16 protein-coding genes are annotated in these 25353 nt (G+C 46.8%); 14 read left to right on the forward strand and 2 right to left on the reverse strand.

Annotated features, from left to right (window positions below):
- The first annotated feature begins 96 nt into the window (after positions 1-96).
- The 5 genes from G3M70_11395 (at position 97) to G3M70_11415 (ending at position 5384) form a co-directional block, all read left to right on the forward strand.
- Entirely contained in the window at positions 97-1506 is a 1410-nt protein-coding gene (locus G3M70_11395) for a hypothetical protein (GenBank protein QPJ62442.1), read from the forward strand.
- Between the two features lie 26 nt (positions 1507-1532).
- Positions 1533-1775 (forward strand): glutaredoxin, encoded by a 243-nt coding sequence (locus tag G3M70_11400; protein ID QPJ62443.1) that lies wholly within the window; start codon positions 1533-1535, stop codon positions 1773-1775.
- 33 nt (positions 1776-1808) lie between these two features.
- Positions 1809-2945: a KamA family radical SAM protein gene (locus G3M70_11405; GenBank protein ID QPJ62444.1), complete on the forward strand. Its 1137-nt coding sequence runs from the start codon at positions 1809-1811 to the stop codon at positions 2943-2945.
- Positions 2946-3172: 227 nt separating this feature from the next.
- Positions 3173-3964 carry a molybdate ABC transporter substrate-binding protein gene (gene modA, locus G3M70_11410; GenBank protein QPJ63793.1) on the forward strand — a complete coding sequence of 264 codons (792 nt, stop codon included), beginning with the start codon at positions 3173-3175 and terminating at the stop codon, positions 3962-3964.
- A 40-nt stretch (positions 3965-4004) separates the two neighbouring features.
- The gene (locus G3M70_11415) at positions 4005-5384 is read left to right on the forward strand and encodes an alginate export family protein (GenBank protein QPJ62445.1); all 1380 of its coding nucleotides are present in this window, start codon (positions 4005-4007) and stop codon (positions 5382-5384) included.
- Between the two features lie 2 nt (positions 5385-5386).
- Here the strand turns inward: G3M70_11415 and G3M70_11420 are convergent, their stop codons facing one another.
- Positions 5387-6880: a PAS domain S-box protein gene (locus tag G3M70_11420; GenBank protein ID QPJ62446.1), complete on the reverse strand. Its 1494-nt coding sequence runs from the start codon at positions 6878-6880 to the stop codon at positions 5387-5389.
- 264 nt (positions 6881-7144) lie between these two features.
- On the opposite strand from G3M70_11420, the gene G3M70_11425 reads away from it, so the two are divergent.
- From G3M70_11425 to G3M70_11445, 5 genes are all read left to right on the forward strand, one after another.
- On the forward strand, positions 7145-7507 hold the full coding sequence (locus tag G3M70_11425) for a DsrE family protein (protein ID QPJ62447.1): 363 nt from the start codon (positions 7145-7147) through the stop codon (positions 7505-7507).
- A 58-nt stretch (positions 7508-7565) separates the two neighbouring features.
- Positions 7566-8159: a pyridoxamine 5-phosphate oxidase gene (locus G3M70_11430; GenBank protein QPJ62448.1), complete on the forward strand. Its 594-nt coding sequence runs from the start codon at positions 7566-7568 to the stop codon at positions 8157-8159.
- Between the two features lie 504 nt (positions 8160-8663).
- Positions 8664-8981: a multidrug efflux SMR transporter gene (locus tag G3M70_11435; GenBank protein QPJ62449.1), complete on the forward strand. Its 318-nt coding sequence runs from the start codon at positions 8664-8666 to the stop codon at positions 8979-8981.
- Between the two features lie 694 nt (positions 8982-9675).
- Positions 9676-12648, forward strand: coding sequence for a hypothetical protein (locus G3M70_11440; protein ID QPJ62450.1), 2973 nt, complete (start codon positions 9676-9678; stop codon positions 12646-12648).
- Between the two features lie 73 nt (positions 12649-12721).
- Positions 12722-15754: a hypothetical protein gene (locus tag G3M70_11445; GenBank protein ID QPJ62451.1), complete on the forward strand. Its 3033-nt coding sequence runs from the start codon at positions 12722-12724 to the stop codon at positions 15752-15754.
- Positions 15755-15789: 35 nt separating this feature from the next.
- Here G3M70_11445 and G3M70_11450 read toward each other — a convergent pair whose 3' ends face one another.
- Positions 15790-16230, reverse strand: a complete 441-nt coding sequence (locus G3M70_11450; protein ID QPJ62452.1) for a transcriptional repressor — start codon at positions 16228-16230, stop codon at positions 15790-15792.
- Between the two features lie 820 nt (positions 16231-17050).
- On the opposite strand from G3M70_11450, the gene G3M70_11455 reads away from it, so the two are divergent.
- The 4 genes from G3M70_11455 (at position 17051) to G3M70_11470 (ending at position 25035) form a co-directional block, all read left to right on the forward strand.
- Positions 17051-18796 (forward strand): ShlB/FhaC/HecB family hemolysin secretion/activation protein, encoded by a 1746-nt coding sequence (locus tag G3M70_11455; GenBank protein ID QPJ62453.1) that lies wholly within the window; start codon positions 17051-17053, stop codon positions 18794-18796.
- Positions 18797-18811: 15 nt separating this feature from the next.
- Positions 18812-19675, forward strand: a complete 864-nt coding sequence (locus G3M70_11460) for a FecR domain-containing protein (GenBank protein QPJ62454.1) — start codon at positions 18812-18814, stop codon at positions 19673-19675.
- 50 nt (positions 19676-19725) lie between these two features.
- On the forward strand, positions 19726-22665 hold the full coding sequence (locus G3M70_11465) for a filamentous hemagglutinin N-terminal domain-containing protein (protein QPJ62455.1): 2940 nt from the start codon (positions 19726-19728) through the stop codon (positions 22663-22665).
- Positions 22666-22767: 102 nt separating this feature from the next.
- Entirely contained in the window at positions 22768-25035 is a 2268-nt protein-coding gene (locus tag G3M70_11470) for an adenylate/guanylate cyclase domain-containing protein (GenBank protein QPJ62456.1), read from the forward strand.
- Positions 25036-25353 lie beyond the last annotated feature (318 nt).

Below are 25353 nucleotides of genomic sequence, written 5' to 3' on the forward strand. Positions count from 1 at the left end.
TATTCAACGTTTTTTTCGATAATCTGCATCAAAGACACAAAATTGTGCATCTAATCTGGTAACGATGTATTTCCCCCTTTTAAGGACTGTGATTTAGTGAAAACTGCTATAGCCGACCCGATAGACCGTTGTGAACATATAAAACAGGAACTGACCGACTGGGGCCTATATGGCGAAATGGAGGAAGCGCCCGGAGAAGTCTGGCGTATTTCTCCTGAACCCTTCCCATTATCCCGAAAGGATGTCGAGTATCTGGAAAACCTGGGTTCCCACCTGCTGACTTTTTACCAGGGCCTGAACCAGCTTTATTTCGATAGCATCAAGGGCAGGGCTCCAGTCTGGATATCGGAGTACCTGGATGAGGGGAAACCTTCCGATTTATTGACATTATCACGGATGAAGCGTTTCAAAACGCATCTTCCCCGGATAATCCGGCCCGATATTATGGTAACGGAGTCCGGGTATTCCATTACGGAGTTGGACTCGGTTCCTGGAGGATTTGGGCGCACATCAGGATTGATGTCTCTGTATGGGGAGCAGCATGAACTGGTTGGTCAAAAGGAAGGTGGCATCCCCAGGCTGTTTTGGGAAATGATGGAAGCGTTATCTGGTAAGGAAAATTGCCGGGTTGCCATTGTGGTTTCTGATGAGGCCAAAGACTACCGGTCAGAAATGGATTATCTTTGCGGCATTTTACAGGAACAGGGGGCGCAGGTTACCGTTTGTCATCCAAAGGAAATTCTGTTTCAGGAAACTGGACTATATATAGATAATGGCAAAGGACCCCAGGAACTTGATGCGGTATATCGCTTTTTTGAGTTATTTGACCTCCTCAACATACCCAAAGCGGAATTGATCAGTTATTCGGTCAAAAAGGGCAAGGTTGCGGTCACCCCTCCCTATAAACCGCAGTTGGAAGAAAAGCTCAGTTTTGGCCTGTTTCATCACCCCTCATTGGCTGATTGGTGGGAAAAGTATCTCGGAAGTGAAACCTTTAGCCTGTTATCCCATCTAATTCCAAGAACCTGGATTCTCGATAACCGGCCATTACCGCCTCAGGCAGTAATTCCTGGATTGAAGATTCAGGGGCGGGCGGTGTCCGACTGGAGTGAACTTCTCCCACTGACCCAAAAGGAAAGAGAATTGGTGGTGAAAACCTCCGGTTTTTCTCCTTTATCCTGGGGAAGCCGGGGAGTGGTAGTCGGGCACGATGTTTCGTCTGAAGACTGGCAGGCGACGCTCCATGAGCGGCTGGACAGGTTCCCGAATGAGCCAAGCATTTTGCAGGAGTTTCACAAGGGCAAACGTTTTGTCATCTCCTACCTGGATGAAGAACGACAGGTTTTGCGTGAGATGCAAAGCCGGGTTCGGCTCACACCGTATTATTTTGTGGTGAAGGGCAAAACCCGTTTAGGTGGCATTCTGGCAACGCTTTGCCCGCAAGATAAAAAGAAGATTCACGGAATGACTGATGCGGTGATGGTTCCTTGTTGCATCGCGGATTGAAAACGAAACATAAGGAAGCAAGGGATATGGAACTGATTCGACTTTACAACATAGATGGCTGTGGTTATTGTGCGATGGTTCGGTCACATCTGGACCGGATGGGAATCGAATATGAAAAAATTGATGTTCCATGGCCGCATCACCTGCGTAAGCAAGTCATGGAGATATCTGGACAGACTACAGTTCCTGTCCTGGTGGATGACGATGTCGTGTTGAGCGATGAAAATGACATCATCGAATACCTCAATAAGACTTACGCCAACTCCTGATTTAACTCTCCCCGAAATTTAACAAGGCGAAATATGGAAACCTGGCAGCGGCAGTTGAGCGGCAGCATTACTAAAGTAGAACAGCTTCCTTTTATCCCCCAGGACCCATCCTACCGGGAAAAATTGAATAAGGTTGCGGAAGTCTTTCCTATAAGGATCAACTCTTATTTTGCTGACAAGATTAAATCTGCAAACGATCCTTTGTGGCGCCAGGTGGTGCCAACGGAAGAAGAGCTGGACGATTTTCTAAGTACGGAAGAGGCACTGGAGTCGGACCCTCTCAAGGAAGAGCGTGACATGCCGGTGCCGGAGTTGGTGCACCGATACCCGGACCGGGTTCTGTTGATGATCAACAACCATTGTCCGATTATCTGCCGCTTCTGCACACGCAAACGCAAGATCGGTTTTCCTGGACTGGTCACTCGAGAGACACTCAGCAAGGGAATTGATTATATTTCCCGACATCCTGAGGTGCGGGATGTGATCATGTCTGGTGGAGATCCGCTTCTGGTGCCCGATCGGGAATTAGAGCGCATTCTCACCGCGCTACGCGAAATCAAGCACCTTGAGATTATTCGTCTTGGTACCCGTGTTCCGGGGACCTTGCCGGATCGCATCACGCCTAAATTGTGCGAAATGTTGAAGAAGTTTCATCCCTTATACGCCAATCTCCACTTTAATCATCCGGATGAAATTACCCCGGAAGTAGAACGTGCCTGCAATATGCTGGCAGACACCGGGATTCCGCTGGGTAGCCAGACGGTGTTGCTCAAGGATGTGAATGACTCGGTTGAAGTGATGCGCGAGCTGGTTCACAAGCTTCTCAAGATTCGAGTCAAACCCTACTATATATATCAGGCTGATATGACCATGGGAACAGACCACTTTCGGACCACGGTTGAAACAGGATTGAATATCATCAAAGGCCTGATGGGGCACACCTCTGGAATGGGTGTCCCCTATTATGTGATCGACACACCTGGTGGCGGCGGCAAAGTGCGCTTGTTGCCCGACACGGTCGTCCGTTATTCCGAGGAAGAGGTTGTCGTTACCAACTTTGAAGGCAATACCTACCGCTATCCCCAGCCCACTGAACAATCCCGGAAAAAAGAAAATCCTGCCGATAAGACAGAAATCTCTGCTGAACAAAATCTCTGCGGCCTGACCTGACCACCATCTTGCGGTGGGGCAGATGGCCGAACATTTGTGAGCGCATCGCAATATCATTTGTGCTCGCCGTGCACTTAGCACCACCTTGCGGTGGGGCTGGCGTACTTCCCTTCTAATTCCCTAAAATTTTGAGTTCTAGAACCATTTTAAAATGTGTTCTTTTTTATTCGTTATATGTGGTAATATATATCGAAAATAAATAGAGATTAACTCCCTGTTACTGAGTAATCAGATTCAAGATGCGCTCTTTTTTTACGTTTGCCTTCAGTTTAATGATTTTGTCTTTGGCTCTCTGTTTTATGAATTCCAAAACAGCGGGAGCAGAAGAAGTGCGTGTTGCGGTGGCATCAAATTTTCACAATCCCCTGAAAGTCATTGCAGGAAAGTTTGAAAAACAGTCGGGGCATAAGATCCGTGCCATTACCGGATCGACTGGTAAGTTGTACGCGCAAATTCTCCATGGTGCCCCTTTCGATTTGTTCCTGGCGGCCGATAGCAAGCGACCTCTATTACTGGAAAAGAATGGGCAAGCAAAAATGGGTTCCCGGTTAACTTATGCCCAGGGCAGGCTTGCTTTGTGGAGTGTGAACCCCGATGCTTTTTCGGTGGATGGAATTTTATCCTTGGACAAGATGAATATTAAAAGGCTGGCCTTAGCCAACCCAAAAACGGCTCCTTATGGTTTGGCTGCAAGGCAGACCCTGGAAAAACTGGACCTTTGGAAAAAACTGGGAGCGCGTGCTGTGCGTGGAGAAAATATCGGACAAACATTTCAATTTGTACTCTCCGGAAATGTGCAACTGGGATTTGTGGCTTTATCACAGGTATTGGACCCAAAGAATAAATCGAAAGGAAAGTATTGGAAAGTTCCATCGGATTTCCATGACCCTCTTAACCAGGATGCCGTGTTGTTGGAAAGAGGGAATGGGAACCCTGCGGCAAAGGACTTTCTCGAATTTCTAAAAAGCGAGCTGGCCAGAAAAGTGATCATATCCTATGGTTATGACCTTCCTGAATAACCTGAAGCCGAAGGCTTTTCTTGTCCTTTGGTTGCCCCCTATGGCTTTGTTTTTCGTTCTCTTTTTTATTCCTACGGCATTTCCTGCATTTGCTCAGAATTCCTCTCCCTGGAAAATAGAGGACGCACTGCATTTGCCTGAATGGTTTTCTGTTTCGGGGGAGCATCGGGCACGATATGAAACTTTATCTGAGCAGTTCCGGCTGGGTAGCAACGGCAGCGACCAGATTTTATCTTTCAGGACACTGGCGCAAGCGAGAATTAAATTCAATGACGAGTTTCAATTGAAACTGGAATTGCAGGATGCGCGTGCCGAGCTTGCAGACAGTGGCTCGAGGATAAACAATTCCATTGTCAATGCAGCCGAACTTCTTGAAGCGAATCTTGTCTGGAAAACAGGAGACCTTTTCCTGGAGGGCAGTGAAAGTATTTTGAGAGCGGGCCGTTTCACTCTGGACCTGGGCAAGCGGAGGTTTGTTGCGCGTAACCGGTTTCGAAATGTGATACAGGGATATTCCGGTTTGGATTGGCTATGGACCGCACAACAGGGAGTTAAGGTCCGTACTTTGCTTACGTTGCCCGTGAACCGTCAACCGACTGTACCCACCCAGCTTTTAAATAACGATACTGAATTCGATGAAGAGTCTCTTCATCAAATTTTCTGGGGGATATTCATCAGTGCTCCAGATTTACCAGCTGGCCATGCAGGAGAGATATCGTTTTTTGCTTTGCATGAAGACGATGCCAATAAATTTCAGACGCGGAATCGGGAAATTTACACCCCGGGTTTTAGGTTTTATCGTCCCGAAAAAGCCGGCAATCTGGATTATGAACTCGAAACCATGCTGCAGTTCGGGAGTGTAAGGGCAACCCCCGCATTGCAGGACACCCGAGACCTCGATCACTTTGCACATTTTCATCATGCAGAAGTGGGGTATACCGTGAAGTCCTGTTGGCGCTGGCGGTTTTTTCTTGAATACGATTATGCCAGCGGTGACGCTGATCCTGCTGATGGAAAAAGCGGTCGGTTTGAAAGGTTGTTTGGTCCAAACATTACTGACTTCGGGCCTACCAGTATCCACACTGCATTTGTCCGTGCCAATATCAGCTCTCCGGGAGCACGACTACAGGTTCAGCCTCACAAAAAAGTATCCGGGTACATTTCCTACCGGGCCTTTTGGTTGGCATCCAACAAAGATGGTTGGCAGGGGGCATCCGGTTTACGGGATGTGACAGGTAACTCGGAACATTTCCTTGGGCACCAGTTGTTTCTTCGTGGGAAGTGGAAGGCGCACCCTAATTTAAAACTGGAAGGGGGAGTGGTCTATCGGATTGATGGGGATTTTCAGCAAGGCGCGCCCGGTGCGCCAGGGCAGGGGAATTCCCTCTATTCCTATATTTCGACCACGTTATCTTTTTAAATTTATTCTGGCTTTCGAATGGACAAGACTTTCATTTTGGAAGCCAGAGTGGTGGGGTTCATGTGAAGTATTTCAGCCGCACCTCCAGGTCCGGACACCTTCCCTTTGCAATGTTCAAGAGCTCTGCAGATATTCTGGCGTTCCAATTCCTTAAATTTTTCCGCGGTAAAAATTTCGGGATTAGATTCGTTGTTTTTATCAATGGGAAAACTTTCTTTTTCCCTCTCAGCCCTGCTGACAGGTGCTGGCAAATCCAGATTCAATTTTCCGTTTCTGGATAGTATAACCGCGCGTTCAATTACATTTTGAAGTTCCCGGACATTTCCAGGCCAGTCGTATTGTTTCAGTTTTACAACATGGGCACGCGTCAGTCGAGGGACAGGGCGATTCATTTTTCCAGCAACACTTTCAAGAAAACTCTCAGCCAGAATAGGGAGATCATCTTTTCGGTCGCGAAGGGGTGGAACTTCAACCGGAAACACGTTCAACCTGAAATAAAGGTCTTCCCGGAACTGTTTTTCCCGAACTGAGGTTTTCAAATCCCGGTTGGTTGCGGCAATGAGACGTACATCGACTTCGCGGGTTTTCTCATCACCAACACGTTCGTAAACCCCTTCCTGCAAAACCCGGAGCAGCTTGCTTTGAAGGTCGAGTGGTATTTCTCCCACCTCATCAAGGAACAGAGTGCCTCCATGCGCCAGCTCGAAACGTCCGGCCCGATCCCGCAGAGCCCCGGTGAAGCTGCCTTTGACATGCCCGAAGAATTCGCTTTCGTACAATTCTCTTGGAATGGAAGCGCAATTTACTTTAATGATGGGGCCGTTTTTTCTTGAACTGCGATTATGGATCTCCCTGGCCACCAGTTCCTTTCCGGTTCCGGATTCCCCGGTAATCAGCACACTGGCATCAGTGGGGGCGACCATTTCAATCTGGGTGATGATGTGGGCGAGGGCTGGGCTGTTGCCCAGGATGTCTCCATAAGAAGTGGTCTCTTGAAACTCTTCTCTCAGGTATTCGTTTTCCATTTCCAGTCGTTGTCGGAGATTCTGGATTTCCTCCTCCGCCCGTTTGCGTTCAGTGATGTCGCGGAATACCACCACGGCACCCAATAGTTTCATGTTCTCGAGGATGGGGGTGCTCACGTATTCCACTGGAAAAGGAGTTCCATCCTTTCTCCAGAAAACTTCGTCCGATACCTCATATTTTTTCCCCTCAGTAAAAGCTGCGTAGATTGGACACGTTTCTACGGGAAAAGGGGTACCGTCCGGGTGGGAGTGGTGGCAAAGTTCATGCTGGCATTTCCCAATCATCTCTTCCGCTGTATACCCCGTCATTTTTTCAGCAGCTCTATTCACGAAGGTGGTTTTCCCCTCGGCATCTAAACCGTAAATGCCCTCGCCAGCCGAGTTGAGGATGAGGTTGTTTAGATACTCGATCTCTTTGAGTGCTTTTTGAAAGGATTGTGCTGAAGCTTTTGGATCTTTGCGACTGGTCATGATTTTGCCTGTTAAGAAAAGCCTCTTGATAATGAAATTTCATGGTTTTCCGACTAATCTATCATGAAAAATCATGTTTTATGAAATTTAATAAAAATTGTTCGCTGGGTAAACTTGTTTAACTCGTTTTAAATTAAAGGTCTTTGTGCTTTTTTTGTGTTTGGCACAGATGCTGCTTTATAGGGGAGACATCTGGGTGAACCTGGAAAAAATATTTAACTTTATTTGAAAAGTTTCCTGTTAAGGAAAAGAAAGGGACCGAACATGAAAAACGCAATCATTGTGTTATCCGATCCAAAGAACGAATCCGAAGAATCCCTGGGGAGAGTTTTTAACGCATTGGCAACAGCCTATGATTTAAAAAATGCAGGAAAAGACGTGTCGATAATTTTTCAGGGCACTGGGACCCGGTGGCCCGAGGTACTTCAAAACGAAGACCACCCCGCACATGAATTGTTTGAGGCCGTTGCAGACAAGGTTGAAGGTATTTCGTGTGCCTGCGCTGATGTGTTCGGTGCAGATACATCCGGATACGACCTCATCAAGGACAATGCTGTTCCCAAAACAACCGGGCTTCCCAGTCTGAGTCGATTGCAGGATGAGGGATCGAATGTTTACACGTTCTAAAAATAAAAAGCCCCGGAATACCGGGGCTTGAATTTTTCCAACCGAAAGAGGGTAGAAAATGGCACATAACTTTATGGAGTTTGCTTTCACAGAGCCCGTACGAAAAGAGCAGGAAAGCTACGGCACTCGAGCTGCCTATGAGCGTATGGAAAAAAAAGAGGCGTTTCGAAATACACTTACATGGCAGGAGAAGTCCTATATTAAGGGAAGAGACAGCTTTTACGTCGCTTCAGTCGGGGAAAACGGCTGGCCTTATATGCAGTACCGTGGTGGCCCGAAAGGTTTCCTGAAGGTGCTTAATGAGAATCGACTGGCCTATGCAGACTTCAGGGGTAACGGACAGTACATCAGTGCAGGCAACTTAAAGGCCAGTAAAAAGGCCGTCCTCTTCCTTATGGACTATACCCGGCAACAGCGCTTGAAAATCTGGGTTGAGGCACAAGTGTTGGGGGGCAGGGAAGTGCCTGATCTGCTGGAGAAGGTTATTTCTCCAGATTATGATGCGATTGTTGAGCGCATCATTGTGTTTCAGGTTTTGGCTTTTGACTGGAATTGCCCACAGCACATCACTCCCCGTTTCACCCTTGAAGAAATGCAGGGCGCAGGTCCCCCATCAAAGGATCCAGTAAAGGGTTCCCTTCAGGAAATATGATGGAATGGAAAGATTAGCGGTTACAGGCTGTTCTTTTTTTCCTGAATTTCGGCGCGACGTGTTTTGCTCAGTTTCCCAAGCTCTCCAAGTGCCTTGCGGGCGCGGGCTGCTGCAGCTTTGATGTTTTTGGTTTCAAAACTTTCGTTCTCGGCGAGGTAGGCTTCGTAAGCGGCTACTATTTGATCGTGGGTTGACATGCGTTACTCCCATTTGAAGGATGGCTGAATGTACACTGAGTGCTCGTATAGAATACACAATGATTAACAAATTTTGTTCTATTTATCCTAAATATTTGGGGAATACCATAAAAATATGGGGTATCCGGTATATCTGGGTGATTCCTTCATTTACGGGTTGGCTTAAAACTCGTTTTCTCAACGGAAATTCTGGTGGATCAACTGCTTCTCGCGAGCTAGTATAGATCTTTTCAAAGGAGGACGACCTCCCCCATCTTGGGCAGTAATGACCAGGACGACCTGGTCCCGTTAGATTCCGGAGGGGTCAATGCCTTGGTTCTATCTTCTCGTTGCCGGTGTTCTTGAAGTTGTATGGGCTTATACAATGAAGCAATCTCATGGCTTCAGTCGGCTCATACCATCACTCATCACAATCTCTGCGATGGTGGCCAGCTTCTGGCTGTTAGCCGTTGCCATGCGAACTATTCCGCTCGGAACTGCCTATACGATCTGGACTGGAATAGGAGCTGTAGGGTCGTTTCTTGTCGGAATTGCCTTTTTGGCTGAGCCGGTCAGTGCATCGAGAATCGTTGCTATGATTCTCATTGTTTCAGGGTTGGTGTTGATGAAGCTATCAAGCGCCTGACACTGAGGTTTTTAACGATGGATCTCGCTTAAATTCGTATACCAAAAATATGATACCCGGCATTACTTTTTTCCATGTATCGAGTTGGTTGTTTCGGTAGGTAAGGAGCGCCAAAAGTGAAAAAGGCAGGATTCTGATTCTCCTTTACAAAATAAACAACACGCTCTGACTCTTTGGACTTTTGAATCCTGATTCTTTTTGGATTTGGAGTCTTTGGAGAAGGTAATCTCTGGTTTGTTTTTGAAGCTTACGGGATATTTTGAGGTCTTGGTTGTTTGCCCTACGGGTTGTTATCGGTAACCATTTGGTTTTTATTCATTTGACTATATGTAAACTTTTCAAGTCATTCCTTTTTGTTTGATAGGTAAATAGCCTGAACTACATTTGATGAATTGCAATGTAAAAAATGTAATTACCAACCTGGAAAATCTATGTAGGTAAATTACATGTTGTTTGATCAATGTGATTAAACAAAACTGAAATTTGTTGATTTCCCCCTTCAAGAAAACCTTCCCTCTGTAAATCACAAACTATGGCAAGCGGTTTGCTTGTTTATAGTATTGAATTTTTTGCATTAATCCAACATTTAGAAATGTTCGAACAGGCACCGGTGTGTTTCGGGGATATGCAATAGGGATAACAGGGACAAAATTTTCGAGTGTAAAAGTTTTTTTAACTCTTGTCAGGGGGGAGCATGGTATCGACGTTGGATAAAAATTGTTTTTCAAGGTTGTGGCCTTTCGGGCTCATTATTTGTAGCCTGATTTTTGTTTTGAGTGCTGCCGAGGCGTTGGCGCAGACCACAGTCAATTACGATATCGTTTACGTAAAAGCTCCCAGGTTTGGAGACGAGCAAAACACACGGGTCCCTGAAGTTTTTGATCCTATCAGAGTGGAGCCTGGTGCCGACCTTGTGTTGCTGCACCCCGATGGATCTGAGGAAGTGCTGGTTGCTGGCGGGAATGGAGTGGTGATGGACCCATATGTTTCCTTCGACGGTAAGTGGGTTTATTACGCAAAGATTCATGATCAGACGAACCTGAACTCCCAAAGAAGAAAAGCGGCACGCAGCGGTGCAGATATTTTTAAAATCAATCTTGAGACCAGAGAAATAGTTCAGCTCACTTTTCAGGAGTGGACTCCAAACACAGGTGTGGCGAACTGGTCGTCTTCCCCCATTAATGCCAACAGTGGTGAAAATTACCTGGGCTATGGAATTTACAATCTGGCTCCCTGCCCACTTCCAGGTGGGAAGATCATGTTCTCCTCCAGCCGCAACGGATTTTTACCGAACAAAAGTTTTACTTTCCCCAACCTTCAACTTTACGTAATGGATGAGGATGGAAAAAATGTTGAATTGATTGGACACCTGAACCTCGGCAGTGCCCTCCACCCGACCGTATTAAAAGACGGTCGTGTGATGTTTTCCAGTTATGAAGCTCAGGGAAATCGCAGTCGCCGCCTTTGGGGAATATGGGCAATTTGGCCTGACGGTCGGCATTGGGAACCATTGATGAGCGCTTTTAATTCTCCCGGAGGAGCGTTCCATTGGCAGACGCAATTGTCAGATGGTTCAATCGTTGTTACTGAATATTACAATTTGAACAACAACGGTTTCGGAAGTTTCTTTAAGTTCCCGGCTACGGTTCCTCCAGGTGAGATCCCGTTTGGTGATCCCATTCCTTCAAATAACGCCTCTGTCCAGGTGGGGTATTTCAGTAATGGAAAACCTCAAAATGCGCATTATTCCTTTCCACCATTTGGGGTGGATACGATCACAAAATTTGCAAATGTAGGCGATAGCGCTTCTCCCTATATTTTTGGCGACGAATCCCTGGGGCGAGCGGGCAAGGTGACCCAGCCCAGTGGCGCTCCCAACAATGATTTACTGCTGGTCTATTCTCCAGGACCTGCCAACAGTTTGAATCGTCCCACCAACAAACCGTTTTACGATATGGGGTTGTATATCCAGACCGGTGGACAGGCGATCAATGATCCACGCGATCTGGTTTTAATAAAAAATGATCCGAACTTTAACGAGCAGCAACCGCGTGCCGTAGTTCCTTACCGTGACATCTATGGCGTTGATGAGCCGGTTGAGCTTCCCTGGCTTCCAAACGATGGATCGTTGTCAACTGAATTACCTGCTGGAACGCCTTTTGGGCTTATCGGTACATCCTCTTTTTACAAGCGGGACACCAAGCCCGGCAAGGGGCAGACGGCTTTCGATGGGCTTGATCCCTTCAATACCTATCAGAACGGTGCCAGTTCCAATTGGGGGATACAGGGTTCTGATGCTGGTAAGTACAGCAACAGTGATATTCACGCGGTTCGAATTCTTTCTTTGGAACCGACCTCGCATTTGAGTTACGGCCCAAATAACATTGGCGGGGGAGGGCGCAATTTTAAAAATACAGCAGACGAACGCATGCGAATTCTTGGAGAGATTCCTCTCAGGAAATTTGATGCGCAGGGGAATCCTATTCTCGATCCGGAAGGAAACCCGGACACCAGTTTTCTCGCCAAGATTCCTGCAGACACCCCGTTTACTTTTCAGACTATTGATAAAAACGGAACCGCGTTAAATACAGCTCAAACCTGGCACCAGGTGAGACCCGGGGAAGTCCGGACCGACTGTGGAGGATGCCATGCGCATTCCCAGCAGCCTCTCGATTTTTCACAAACAGCCGCCGCACAGCCGGGATATGCGGTTCACGATCTTGCACACGCAACTCCTCTAATAGCGAAGGATTCAAATGGCGATCCCATAGTCTGGACCGTGGACAGTGGCGCAGTCGATGTCGAATATTATCGTGACATCAAACCTATTCTGCAGCGTTCCTGTGTGCAGTGCCATTCCATCAATGGTCCGGCAGAAGCGGGACTGGTTTTGGATGATGAATCCCTCGTTGGGGGATACGAAAATACTTACAACCGGTTGGCTGATGATTCCGGCGGGCAATACGGTATCCCTTCTTTGGTTACTCCATACGGTTGGAGACAGACCAATCAGTCCCGCTATATCCGTTCGTTGCAATCTCGGAGAAGTCTTCTCACCTGGAAGGTGTTTGGAGAACGGCTCGATGGTTGGACGAATGAAGATCATCCTTCGGCAGCGGTTCCGGGAGATGCCAGCACATTGCCGGGGGGGGGAAGCAACAGCGAAATCAACCGTTCAGACATCGACTTTACTGGAACAATCATGCCACCCCCTGGCTCGGGTGTGCCTCCTTTGAGTGAAGTTGAAAAAATGTTCATCGCAAGGTGGATCGATCTTGGAACCCCCATCACGAGACCGGAACCGGGACGGCAAAAATCGGGTTGGTTTGGCGATGACTTGAGGCCAACCCTGGTGTTGTCGAGCCCAAGGGCAGGAGTCAACCCTTCGGGGTTCGACACCATTCGTGTTTCTGCTTTTGATTACTATTCGGGAATCAATGGCGATTCAGTTGGCGTTTTTGCCACCTTTCCAATTCCGGAGTATGGGCGTGCCCCCGGAGACAACCTTGTGGATTTATTCCAGAACGTGGAGGGGCAGGTATGGGAAATAAAGTTACCAACACCGATTGATGATCTCCCTTACGGGGAGGTTATCGTTCAGATATCCGACATTGAGGGCAATGTGACGAAAGTCAGAAGGTCTTTTTCAGTCGCAGGGGGTTCTTAGATTTCAATAGAACGTTTCCAGCTAATTAAGAATTTGAGTGGAGGGTAAAGAAAAAACTATAAAGGGGTTATACATGAGAAACCTGATTTTCTTCAAACCAGCAACATTTTCCGGATGGGGTATCAAGATCCTCATCTTTTTAATTACTGCATTGATTGCCGGTGAATCTCTGGCATTGGCAGCTCCCCTTCCCGTTAATTACGACATTGTTTACGTGCGTGCCCCACGTGCAGGAAACCTTGTTCTCACGCGGATTCCCGAGGTGTTCAGTCCTATAGATGCAGAACCGGGAACCGACCTGATGCTTTTGCATCAGGACGGAACGGAAGAAGTCCTGGTGCCCGGAGGCAATGGCGCGGTCCTGGACCCATATGTTTCCTTTGATGGTCAATGGGTTTATTACGCAAAAATCCACGACCAGACCGACCTGAACACCGAACGGCGCGACGGGGCCCGGAGCGGGTCTGATATTTTTAAAATTAACCTTCAAACGCGGCAGATCGTCCAACTGACCTTTCAGGAGTTCACACCCAATACAGGCGTGGCCAACTGGTCGTCCAACCCGGTTTCGGGTGCAGGCAATGAGAATTACCTGGGATATGGTATTTACAATCTGGGACCGTGTCCACTGCCCGGGGGAAAAGTTATTTTCACTTCCAGTCGAAATGCTTTTATGCCAAACAAGCTCTTGTTGTTCCCCAACACGCAATTGTTTGTTATGGACGATGATGGAAAGAATGTGACGCAGGTCGGGCATCACAATCTGGGAGGGGCCTTACACCCTACGATCCTCAAGGATGGCAGGGTGATGTTTTCGAGTTATGAAGCCCAGGGGCTTCGGCATGTCAGGCTTTGGTCTTTGCTCAGTATCTACCCGGATGGACGCAACACCTCTCCCTTGATGAGTTCATTTCCAGGTCAAAGTAATACGGCCCTTCACTTTCAAACTCAATTGTCGGATGGTTCCATAGTTGTAACTGAATACTACAGTCAGTTTAATAATGGATTTGGGACTCTCCTGAAATTTCCTGTAGAGATTCCACAAGGGGCGGTTCGTTTTGGCAGTCCCAATTCTGAAGACAACCCCTATATTCAGATGGGTTGGTTTCCCACTGGAGATTTTGCCTACAACCGCTATCCGTTCATGCCTTATGGTCTGGAATCGTTGACCCGCTTTACCTGGCCGCATGACGAGGCTTCTCCTTTTATCGATGGAGTTTCTTCTGTAAGGGCGGGTAAAGTGACGCAACCGAGCGGTGCTTCCAACAACGATTTGCTTTTGGTCTGGACACCGGGGCCGGCGAATGAAAAAAACCGACCAATCAACACGCCTTATTACGACGCAGGTTTGTATGTGATTACCGGTGGTGGTCCGGTTAATTATCCCAATGAGATGTTACTGATTAAAAACGATCCTGCTTATAATGAGCAGCAACCCCGCGCGGTCCAGACTTACCAGGAGATTTATGGGGTCAATGAACCGACAGAGATTCCGTGGTTACCAAACGATGGCACCTTGTCCGCAGAATTACCCGAAGGCACTCCCTACGGTTTGGTGGGGACCTCTTCTCTCTACAAGCGTGATACCAAGCCGGGCAATGGCAATCCGAATTTTGACGGGCTGGATGCCTTTAATACTTTCTCTGACCAGACAACTCGTAACTGGATTCGACAGGGAGCCGATGCGGGTAAATACGACAATAGTGATATTTTTGCAGTGCGCCTGGTCACCATAGATCCCACCTCACACATCAGTTACGGTCCGAATCACGTTGGGCACTTCAGTCGGAACTACATCAGTGTGGGTGCGGAACGGATGCGGATTCTTGGAGAAATTGCGTTAAGAAAATTTGATGCCCAGGGTAATCTTATTTTTGATCCGGAAGGAAACCCGGATACCAGTTTTCTCGCTAAAGTTCCTGCCGACACTCCGTTTACTTTTCAAACGATAGACAAAAACGGAATGGTCTTAAACATGTCCCAGACCTGGCATCAGGTGAGGCCGGGAGAAATTCTCACAAGCTGCGGCGGATGCCACGCCCATTCGCAGGAGCCGTTGGATTTTTCGCAGACGGCGGCCGCAAAACCGGAATATGTGATACCCGATCTGGCTAACAACACACCTTTTATTTTCAGCGATGGCAACGGGAACAGTTTTGAGTTTCCCATTCCTGCCCCGGTGATTGATCTTGAATATTACCGAAATATAAAACCGATCCTGGAACGGTCCTGTGTGCAATGCCACTCAGTCAATGGTCCAGCGGAAGCGGGGTTAGTGCTTGATGATGTATTCCTGGTGAATGGTGTCGATAACACATACCACCGGTTAGCAAACGATTATCAGGGAATTTATGGATTTCCGCCTCTCACCTACCCCTTTGGATGGAACCAGGGTAATCAATCCAGGTACATTCGGTCCTTCCAGTCACGGCGCAGCCTGCTCATGTGGAAACTCTATGGGCAAAGATTGGATGGGTGGACAAACGCGGACCATCCATCAGCTTCGGCACCAGGCGATCCTTCGACGTTGCCTAATGGTGGAACGACAGTTGAGGAGATCGAACAGGCAGATATCGACTATCAGGGAACCATCATGCCGCCACCGGGTTCGGGTGTACCGCCTTTGACGGAAACTGAAAAGATGATCATCGCGCGCTGGATTGATCTGGGGTCACCCGTCACCATGGCAGATCCTTATTTTGCGCAATCCGGCTTTTTTGCGGATGAGCTCAGGCCAACCCTTTTTCTGTCAACTCCAAGGGGCCGGCAGAATTCTGGAGCGATGACCCGTATCCGGTTCTCTGCGTTCGATTACTATTCTCAACTCGATCCGAACTTTTCCGTCACCCTGAATTTTGTTGTTCCCGGATCGGGGCGTCCCGCAGGGGCTAACCTTGCAGATCTGTTTGTTGAGGTGGACGACCATATCTGGGAGTATCAATTCCCCTCTTCAATAGCTAATGTGCCGGATGGTGAAATAGTAATTGAGGTTCAGGACTTATATGGAAACAAGACTAAGATAAAAAGGAATTTCTCGTTTGGCGGTGGAGGGGGAGCAGACCTGGATAGGGTGCATGGCTGGAGGGATTTAAATCAAGATCCTTGAGTGTGTGCCTTAAAATATTCTTTGAACGGACGGGACTAGTCAGAAATATTGCATTCAGGGCAAATGCCAAAAAATTCAAGACTGTGTGTGATATTGGTGTAACCCTTGTCTTGTATCATTTTTTCAACTTCAGAAATCAGGCAATAATCCATTGGGGTTACATTCTTACAGTTCCGGCAGATAATATGATGATGGTGGTGAGATTCATCCCTGAATTCATAACGAAGCGTCTCATCTCCTAAAAAACGTTTTTCGACCAGCTCTTCCTTTTCAAATTGTCCCATACAGCGGTATACCGTCGCCAGGTCGCAGGCACTTTCGCCAATCCTCTGGTGAATCTCCTCAATAGAAAAAGGACCGTGGTTTTCCAGCAGAAACTCGAGAATAGTTTTTCGAGGCTGAGTTATGCTCAATCCCTTCTCTTTAAGAAGAGCTTTCGTTTTGTCTGTGAGAAGCGGTGAGGATGATTTTTTCATCTGGTTAAGCTGGATGGCCCGAATAAGTGGATAATTCTCAAATTCTTATGAAGGGAGGTTATCAAAAATAATATGAGAGTACAATCTGGAGCTTTTCGGCTTTTTAATGTTGGGTAATCGATGTACTGGCACCTCCCCCCTCCCCCGTATTTTAAATCACGTATTTTGCGATCATTCAATTTGAAATCAATAAGGCGTTGGAGAAGAGGTTCTAAGGTGGCTGCTCACTAGTTCGGCAGGGACTGTATTGTGAAAATTTTCAGGTTGGAACAAAATCAAACTGACGGAAAATAAAATCAGAACTATTATACGCGGCATTGCTGCCCCGCAGTTTCAAAATTTATTTTCAGTTAAAGGGATTTGGTTTATCCGAACAGACCCCTCGTCGTAAAATTGGATAAGCAAAACTAAGGTTTTGTTTAGAGAAAAACTATAGCATAAAGGATATGCAGGAAGGACGGATAGGAGGGGGTTTGAAGATTGAGGGAAGTGTAAATCTAAGTTTTTTATTTTTGTGGGTGACGCGTATATGGGTTATTAAAGTGCCTTTTGAAAGGGTTTTCATCCGATCGGAGTCCTTTTTAGTGAACTACTCCATTGTTTTTATTGGAGAACGGGCTCTCTAACCAGTAAAAAATGGTATAATTTTCCACATCCAAAACAAGGCAGATAGGGTCCGGGGATAAGTATCAATTATTGATTTTTATATCCAAATGGTCGATACCCGAGGAAGTGCGGTAGATTGCCTGATTAATGCCATTGATTCACTGCAGGATGATTGGGTCATTAACTGAATTATGACGATACCTTTGGGATTTGAATGTTTTCGTATCTTTTAGATGGAAAATTTAAGGGGGGCTTTTTTTTTCAAGCGCTTTTAATCACCTTGTTCCTCCAATCCATTGTTCATGCACAACAAAATATCATTCCTCCTGCGGGAGAATCCGGAATTATTCAAAAGTCTCTGGAAAATACCCGGCCCGAACGGGGTCGTCCTCCAACAGTAATTCCTGAAATAAAAATCCAAGATAGTCGAAAACTCAAGGACCCTGGTACAGGACCTTCCTTTTTTGTCAGACACATCCAGGTGGAGGGGAACCGTCTGGTTAAATATGAAGAACTGGCTCCTATCATTGCCCTCGATGAAGGGTTGGAAGTGACTCTGGGTATTCTTGACCTCATCGGTCAGGAAATCACTGCTCTATATTTTAGAAAAGGATACATTCTGGCCCGCACTTATATCCCTGCGCAAAAGATTCAGGATGGTGTTGTTACTTTCCAGGTAGTGGAAGGTCGACTTGGCCGGATAGAGGTAACAGGTAACCAGCGATTTTTAGCCAGTCTGATAAGGGAGCGATTTAAACCGTTGTTGGGTCGACCCGACTTAAAAGAAAAGGATCTCGAACGTCCTATTCTGGAATTAAACGATCTGATCGGTCTCAGAGTTTCTTCTGTTTTGCGACCGGGTAAAGAATTCGGTACATCAGATTTGGTAATTGAAGTTAAGGAATCTTTGCCCTTCAGGTTTTCCCTGGATGCAGATAACTTCGGTTCTGTTTTCACCGGCCAAAACCGTGTGGGAATTACAGCGGCAACTGGAAGTCTGTTTACATTTGGGGATATGTTCAAGTTGCGCGCTCTCCGTACAGGACTGGGACAGGATTTTGTCAGTCCCAGTTACATGATGCCGCTGAATGATAACGGTGCCAGCCTGGAGTTGTCTTATATATATTCTGACCATCAACTGGGCGGAGCCCTGTCTGTGCTGAATGCTGGAGGAAGCTCACACCTTTTCACTACAGACATTCTACAGACACTGTACCGCAGTCGAATGAGGACAATTTATGTGGGAGGAGGGCTGGACTTTCGTTTCTTTGAAAACTCCATTCAGAATATTATTACAACCAGTGACGACCTTTTTAATGTTCACCTGTTTGCGGGGTTGGAGTTTAGAGACTCGCTGAAGGCGCAAACTTTTGTGCAGGGCCGCATGCAATTTGGTTATACAGAGACAGATGCAACAGACCCTTTGAATTCCAGATTCCTTGGTCAGGGCAATGAAATCATCACCTCCCTTAGCGTTACCCGGTATCAATCAGCATTTTTTTTCGACAGTTATTTGACGATGAAATTCAGTGGTCAAATCACCCACGAGCGCGTTCTCTCGCCAGATCAGTTTGTATTAGGCGGAGTTGGAACGGTAAGGGGGTACCCACTTGCCGATGCTTCGGGTGACAAGGGTTACCTGGCCTCGGTTGAATATGTAATTCCACTCCCGATAAACATTCCCGTTACTACAAACCCCGTGTATACTTTTAAAGATCTGTTTTCACTATTCGCGTTTATCGACCACGGTCGTATATTTATAGAAGACCCTCAATCGGGGGAAAGAAACACTTCTCTTACCAGCGCAGGAGGCGGTATCCGGTTGTCGGTGCCCAAGGGAAAGGGTCATTTGCCGGGAGCAGATTTTTCACTGACTTATGGACTCCCGGTTCTGGGTGACCAAAATCCATCAGACGGGAGTCTGGGAATAATTCATATTGGAGGCAGGCTGAATTTTTAGCTTGAGCATGCGGGCATGAATTCAACAATTCAAAACTCATTTTTTCTTCGTTTTAAAAAGCCGGGTGTATTTTTTATCGCCCTAATAGGCACTTTATTTTTCGGCCAATGGGTTGAGGCCCAGGAAGATGTGTTGGGTCGTATTATTTCAATCCGGGGGACAGTCGAGTTTCAATCTCCTCAGGGCGGTTCGGCAGCTAACACAGCCGGGCAGGTAAAACCGGTTTCTTTTGGTCCCTGGCAAAAAGTTCAACCGAAACAGGAGATTCATGTCAACGATCGAATCCGCACCTCCCGAAAGAGCCGGTTGAAAATTCTATTTAAAGACAAAAGTTTGTTCGCTATGGGACCCAAAACAGAAATCACTCTGGAAAAATACCTGTTCCAGCCCGATAACAAATTGCGACAAAGTGTAGTCAATATCGCGCATGGGTTGTCTATGTACATTATCAATAAAGAGTCGATTAACCCTGACTCCAAGTTTGAGATCAAGACACCAACGGCGATTCTGGCAGCCCGGGGTACCAAAGGTTTTTTCAGTGCCACATCGGGTCGAACGCTTCTTGCTAATCAGGCAGGGGCAATGAATGCCAGGAACGTCGATCCACAAGTCGTTGGAAATGTAAATGTAGGAATAATGATGAAGAGTATTATTGAAGCCGGGAAGCCTCCCACCACACCGGCTCCGTTGCTCCCTGGAGAGCGCATACTTATTAATCGGATTGTCAACGGTTTTCCAGCCTCAAGTTTTTCAGGCGAAGCGAAGTCTGGAGATGTAGTCGTAGAACTTGGCTCTGATAGCTCGGGAACTCAGGAGGATTTTACTGAATTCTATGAATTCTTTGATGATTCCGATGCGGAATCCTGTAGTATGAACTAGTACATTTTGGGTAGATATAATTTTTGACTGGTACGAAAAGGTGGTTGGTCATGAAAACTAAATGCCTGTTGATCATAATGTGGACAGTATGGTTTGCAGTAGCCCCTGTTTGGGTTTCTGCGCTTCCATCTGGTGGAAATATTACCACTGGAAACGGATCCATCCAGACGTCTGGTGGAAACATGACCATCCAGCAGAATACGCAACAGATCATTACCAACTGGCAGAGTTTTTCTATTGGTGCAGCAGAGTCTGTAACCTTTCAACAACCCAACTCCTCATCAACCGCTCTTAATCGTGTCATAGGAACCGATCCCAGCAAAATCATGGGTCGACTTTCCGCAAACGGCCAGGTGTTCCTGAGTAATCCGTCAGGTGTGCTGTTTGGAGCAGGTGCGATTGTTGACGTGCATGGTCTGATCGCCACCACACTCTCTATCTCTGATCAGGATTTCCTGGATGGCAACTACCGGTTTTTTCAGGACCCGACACGGTCTCTTGCTTCTGTTATTAATGAAGGAAGGATTACAGCAGAAGGATTTGTCGGTCTGTTCGGCCCTGGTGTGGAAAACAGGGGAATGATTATGGCTAACCTGGGCTCGGTAGTAATGGCTTCCGGGGAAGCGGGGACTTTGGATTTTGTTGGTGATGACCTCATCCGGTTTGCCGTCACTCAGGCAGTTTCCGGGGACGTAAAAGACACCGAGGGAAGTTTATTGAATGACCGCGTGCGTAACTCAGGCACTATTAAAGCCGATGGCGGTATGGTCGCCATGTCAGCCTGGGATGCGGGTCAGGTGATCAATAATGTAATCAATAACGAAGGCCTGGTTCAGGCGCGTTCGGTTGAAAAGATAAATGGCGAAGTGTTTTTGCATGGCGGTCCTTCGGGTATTGTAATGAATACCGGCACCATTGATGTTACTGGGAATGATGATGGGGAAACCGGCGGTACTGCAATCATGCTTGGAGAATTTGTAGGGCTGGACCAGACAGCCGTTGTTGACGCATCCGGTAAGGCAGGAGGCGGTGGAATCCTGGTCGGTGGAATAATTCAAAACGAAAATCCTGATTTGCAAATTGCAAAAGGGACCTATATAGGTGATGAAGTAACGGTTAAAGCAGACGCTACAGACGATGGTGACGGGGGCGGAATTATTATTTCCTCGGAAGGGCAGGCTCGCGTTTACGGATTAATCAGTGCGCGCGGTGGCCAACAGGGAGGCGATGGCGGAGCAGTTCAAACTGCAGGTTTACAGTTCATGGAGCTGGGACAAGGACCTGACCTCTCGGCACCAAATGGTAATGGAGGGACCTGGTTGATTGGTCCTGCGAACATAGATCTGGTCGAGGGTGGCGGTGCGACAAATAACAGTTCCGGGCCTAATTTCCAATCAACTCGCCAAACTTCCAAGCTTGGGGTGGATCTGATTGCAGGTGCGTTGAGTGATGGCGTTGACGTTATTGTCCTTTCTCATAAAGAGAAAACAGTTCAGGCCCCTGCAAGTGGTGACGTCATTAGTGAAAACCCGCCATCGGAAGCACTAAATATAGATGGCGATATAGACTTTGATGGAGCCAATAACGGGTCTCTACTTCTGTATGCCAACAACGATATCAATGTCAATGCAGATATCTTTGATAGCGCAACAGGTGATGGCGACCTTTTGAACCTTACAATGACAGCCGATTCTGATACCAATGGCGTAGGCAATGTGAACATTGCATCGGGAGCCATTGTGAATGTAGGGGGAGGCGACCTGGGGATTGTTGCGGATGATGTCGATATTCAGGGACAGCTTCATTCTACAAACAGGGTTTATGTTACACCACGAGACAATGGAACCATCGGTGTGGATGGTGATGCCGGAACAGGGGAGGTATCCAACATCTGCGACGGTCCTTGTGGTTTGACCTTGAGTGGTACTGAACTTCAGAACGTTCACGCACCGAGCGGCCAATCAATGGTTATTGGAAACGGATTCAATGACGATGTTTATGTTTCAGGGTTGCAAGCACCCCACACATCCAATCAGGCAATAACCGATTTCCGCTCTGCCGGTGATTTGCGCTTTGTCAATGCGCCTTCAGTTTTTTCTTCGACTCTCCAGGCATTGCCCTTTGGCGGAATCTATGTGAACACAGCGGTTTCCGGAAATAATGTCAACTTCTCTTCACTTGGAAACGTGGTGGTAAATGCAAATGTCAGTGCGGTAAATGACTTTTACTCTTTCCTCCCTTCCGGGTTCTTTGATGTGAAGGATGGGAATACGATTACAGCCGGAAATGATATCTTACTAAGTGCAAATGATATCAATTTGTCAGGTGATCTGGTTGCGGGTGAGACCGTCCATATCAATAACAGTAAACAATCTAAGACTATTGGTCTTGGAAATGCCGCCGGGGACCTGACGGTGGACAACGATGAGCTTGCTAATATTTCCGCTAATGAACTGAGGATTGGCGATTCGACTTTGGATACACCAGAGGTAACTGTCGACGGTGCAGACGCAGAGCACATTGCCAATGTCGCCATTCAATCTGTGGCTCCTGAAGGTTTTAAAGGACAGATCACCTTTGTGGGTTCATCAAAGTTTAACAACCTCACTCTGAATGCCGGAGACAAGATCCTGGTGGATGGTAATATTTCCACTCTTGGTGATTTTCTGGCCAGCGTAGAACAGCCCGTCCTGTTGGGTGGCCAAAGCTTCTCTTTCACGCTTGATGGTGTGGGGACTTTTGAAGTGACTGCAGATTCCAATATCACCTCGGGTGGTTCAATCACAATATTTGCTAATGAGCTGATCCTGGATGGCAACCTGGATGGTAGCCCCGTAACTTGTAACGGCTCCACCAGTTGTGTGGTTCCTCTTGAAGTTTCAACTCCTGCTGAAGTGGAAGTTTCTCCGAAAAATAATCCTTTTGTTCAGCAAGGCACTCAAAGTACGTTCCTCAATTATTTTATAGAAGACTCCCAGACCAACTGCTAGACTGATTTCTGGTGATTGACCTGAGTCGGGCGGTATCATCATTCCCGGAAAATAAATGATGTTATGGGGGACCTCCCCGGGGTATCGGGGTGGCTATGAATTGTGAAACGTTTTTTGCTCAATAATTTCACTATTGCTTTTCTGCTCACTCTAGTATCCATTTCAATCTATTCGTTTGACCTCCCTTTTTTAAAGTTACTCGAACTCAAAGCCTATGATGTCAAGTTGACCGCCCGGGGTATCCGGAATGTGAGCGACCAGGTGGTCATTGTTGCTATTGATGAGAAAAGTCTTGAACAGGAAGGTCGTTGGCCCTGGCCCCGATCCAAACATGCAAAAATTATCGATCAGCTTTCAGCCTCCGGTGCTGCGGTAATCGGGGTAGATATCTTTTTCCCAGAACCAGATGTTTACGTTCCTTTCGAAACCCTCGACAAGGCTCTGGCGGAGCAGGAAATACAGGGTTGGGACAGTGCAAAAACAGCCGACTGGCTTCGACAAGTGGGGGATTCCGACCGGCTGTTTGCCCAGTCGATAATTAAATCAGATAGAACTGTATTGGGCTATCTGGTCATTCCAAAAAATAAACAGGGCAAAGCAAACGCCGAGCGGTTGAATCAAAAGCATCTAGATTTGTTGGATTTTTCCCAATATGGGCTGGTGCACCGCACAGACAAGCCTGAAGACAAGGTCAGAATTCCGGAAATTGACGAAGTGAGCATGAGTTTATCTGAATTTATGGAAGCTTCCAATAATGCCGGGTTTGTCCATTACCTGCCAGACAGGGATGGTGTTGTGCGGCGAATTCCTCTTGTTATGAGTTATGGTGGCGAGTACCTGTTTCCTCCTCTCAGTCTGCAGGTGTTGCAGGAGGCTCAAAAAACTCCATTGATGGTCAATATTGTTCCGTATGGAGTCGATAAGGTGACTTTTAACAAGGTCGAAATACCGACAACAGAATTTGGAGAATATTTTGTTAATTACTATGGTCCGTCTTATACTTTTCGCCATATTTCAGCGACTGATGTGCTTGCAGGGCGAGTGCCTGAAAAAGAATTAAAAGGGAAAATAATATTACTGGGTGCCACAGCTGCGGCTACTTATGACACCAAAATCACTCCTTTTGATCCACTGTATCCCGGTGTTGAAGCCCACGCGACAGTTATAGAAAACATACTTCAAAATGATTATATCCAGCGACCTCCCTGGATTGGCCTTCTGGATATATCTATAATGCTGGCCTCCGGAATCATTCTCGGTATTATTTCCCACTTTTTCAAAGCGATTGCGTCAGGTGTTTTAGCCCTGATGGGTATTGGTATGTTTCTGGGGCTGGACTTTTTCCTTTTAAAAGAAAAAGGACTGTTGATTCATACCGTTTACCCGGTGTTCACCCAGTTGTTTGTCTATACAGGAGTGACCATTTATCGGTTTGCATTCGAGGAACGAAAGAAACGTTTCGTTCAGGATGCCTTCAGCCAGTATCTTGCACCAGAAGTGGTTCAACAGGTGGTCGACAATCCAAATCTCCTGAAGCTTGGTGGAGACCGAAGGATACTCACAGCATTTTTCACCGACGTAAAAGGATTTTCTTCTATTGCCGAATCGCTGACCCCGAAGCAACTGGTGGAGTTGTTAAACGAATTTCTAACGGAAATGACCGATATTCTAATGACCCATAAAGGAACGGTTGATAAATTTGAGGGAGATTCAATTGTCGCCTTTTTTGGCGCACCCCTTCCTTACGAGGACCATGCGGCCAAAGCCTGCCTTGCGGCGTTGAGAATGCAAAACCGTCTTGCTGAGATGCGCGAAAAATGGAAGGAAGAGGAACGGCCTGAATTACATATGCGAATAGGGATCAATACGGGACCCATGGTTGTCGGAAATATGGGCAGTGCCCATCGGATGGATTACACCATCATGGGAGACAGTGTCAATTTGGCGTCCAGGCTGGAAGGGGTTAACAAGGTTTATGAGTCCACAATTTTGATCAGCGGGTTTACCTATGATTTTGTAAAAGGAATTCTGGAATGTCGCGAGCTGGATCGTATTCGTGTTTTCGGTAAAGATCAGCCTGTCGCGATTTACGAAGTCCTGTGCGAAAAGAGCAAGCTGGATTCTGTATTGCAGGATGCATTTACAGTTTATGCGGAGGCTTTAAGCCTGTACCGAAAAAAGCAGTGGCAGGAAGCCATCGGTAGGTTTGAGGAATGTATTGAGATCAAAAATGGGGATGGCCCATCCGCTACCTTTATTAAAAGATGCCAGTTATACCAGCAAATTCAAAAAAGAGGCCGGCGAGGAAGCGATAAAGGTAACATCCTTCCTGATGATTGGGATGGCGTGTATACGATGCAGTCTAAATAGATTCAGTAGAACTTGGTTGAATATTGATATGTTGATAGGGCGCGAAGTTTTATTCCTGATAAAAATATCCAAAGTGGTTGACGACAATTTTCCTTGAGGAATCCCATCAATTCGACCTCTTTGGGAATACATTAAACATCACTTGACCTGCCTGAAAATCTTGATATAAATAATAAAAGGTACTGTTTTTTTGTGGTTCAAAACCCGTTTTTTCTTCCTTTTATTTTCATTTAAAGGAAGTGGGTAAATAGTGGGTGGGATTCACTGTTTGACAAAAACAGTGCGGTGTTTGGCCGGTTCAGTTGGTAAAATCAACTC

The sequence above is a fragment of the Candidatus Nitronauta litoralis genome (assembly GCA_015698285.1).
Classification (GTDB): domain Bacteria; phylum Nitrospinota; class Nitrospinia; order Nitrospinales; family Nitrospinaceae; genus Nitronauta; species Nitronauta litoralis.

Excerpts from the sequence above, each read along its gene's own strand:
- G3M70_11400 (QPJ62443.1), top strand. The coding sequence starts at position 1,533 with ATGGAACTGATTCGACTTTACAACATAGATGGCTGTGGTTATTGTGCG.
- G3M70_11405 (QPJ62444.1), top strand. The coding sequence starts at position 1,809 with ATGGAAACCTGGCAGCGGCAGTTGAGCGGCAGCATTACTAAAGTAGAA.
- G3M70_11415 (QPJ62445.1), top strand. The coding sequence starts at position 4,005 with ATGGCTTTGTTTTTCGTTCTCTTTTTTATTCCTACGGCATTTCCTGCA.
- G3M70_11420 (QPJ62446.1), bottom strand. The coding sequence starts at position 6,880 with ATGACCAGTCGCAAAGATCCAAAAGCTTCAGCACAATCCTTTCAAAAA.
- G3M70_11425 (QPJ62447.1), top strand. The coding sequence starts at position 7,145 with ATGAAAAACGCAATCATTGTGTTATCCGATCCAAAGAACGAATCCGAA.
- G3M70_11430 (QPJ62448.1), top strand. The coding sequence starts at position 7,566 with ATGGCACATAACTTTATGGAGTTTGCTTTCACAGAGCCCGTACGAAAA.
- G3M70_11435 (QPJ62449.1), top strand. The coding sequence starts at position 8,664 with ATGCCTTGGTTCTATCTTCTCGTTGCCGGTGTTCTTGAAGTTGTATGG.
- G3M70_11440 (QPJ62450.1), top strand. The coding sequence starts at position 9,676 with ATGGTATCGACGTTGGATAAAAATTGTTTTTCAAGGTTGTGGCCTTTC.
- G3M70_11445 (QPJ62451.1), top strand. The coding sequence starts at position 12,722 with ATGAGAAACCTGATTTTCTTCAAACCAGCAACATTTTCCGGATGGGGT.
- G3M70_11450 (QPJ62452.1), bottom strand. The coding sequence starts at position 16,230 with ATGAAAAAATCATCCTCACCGCTTCTCACAGACAAAACGAAAGCTCTT.
- G3M70_11455 (QPJ62453.1), top strand. The coding sequence starts at position 17,051 with ATGTTTTCGTATCTTTTAGATGGAAAATTTAAGGGGGGCTTTTTTTTT.
- G3M70_11460 (QPJ62454.1), top strand. The coding sequence starts at position 18,812 with ATGAATTCAACAATTCAAAACTCATTTTTTCTTCGTTTTAAAAAGCCG.
- G3M70_11465 (QPJ62455.1), top strand. The coding sequence starts at position 19,726 with ATGAAAACTAAATGCCTGTTGATCATAATGTGGACAGTATGGTTTGCA.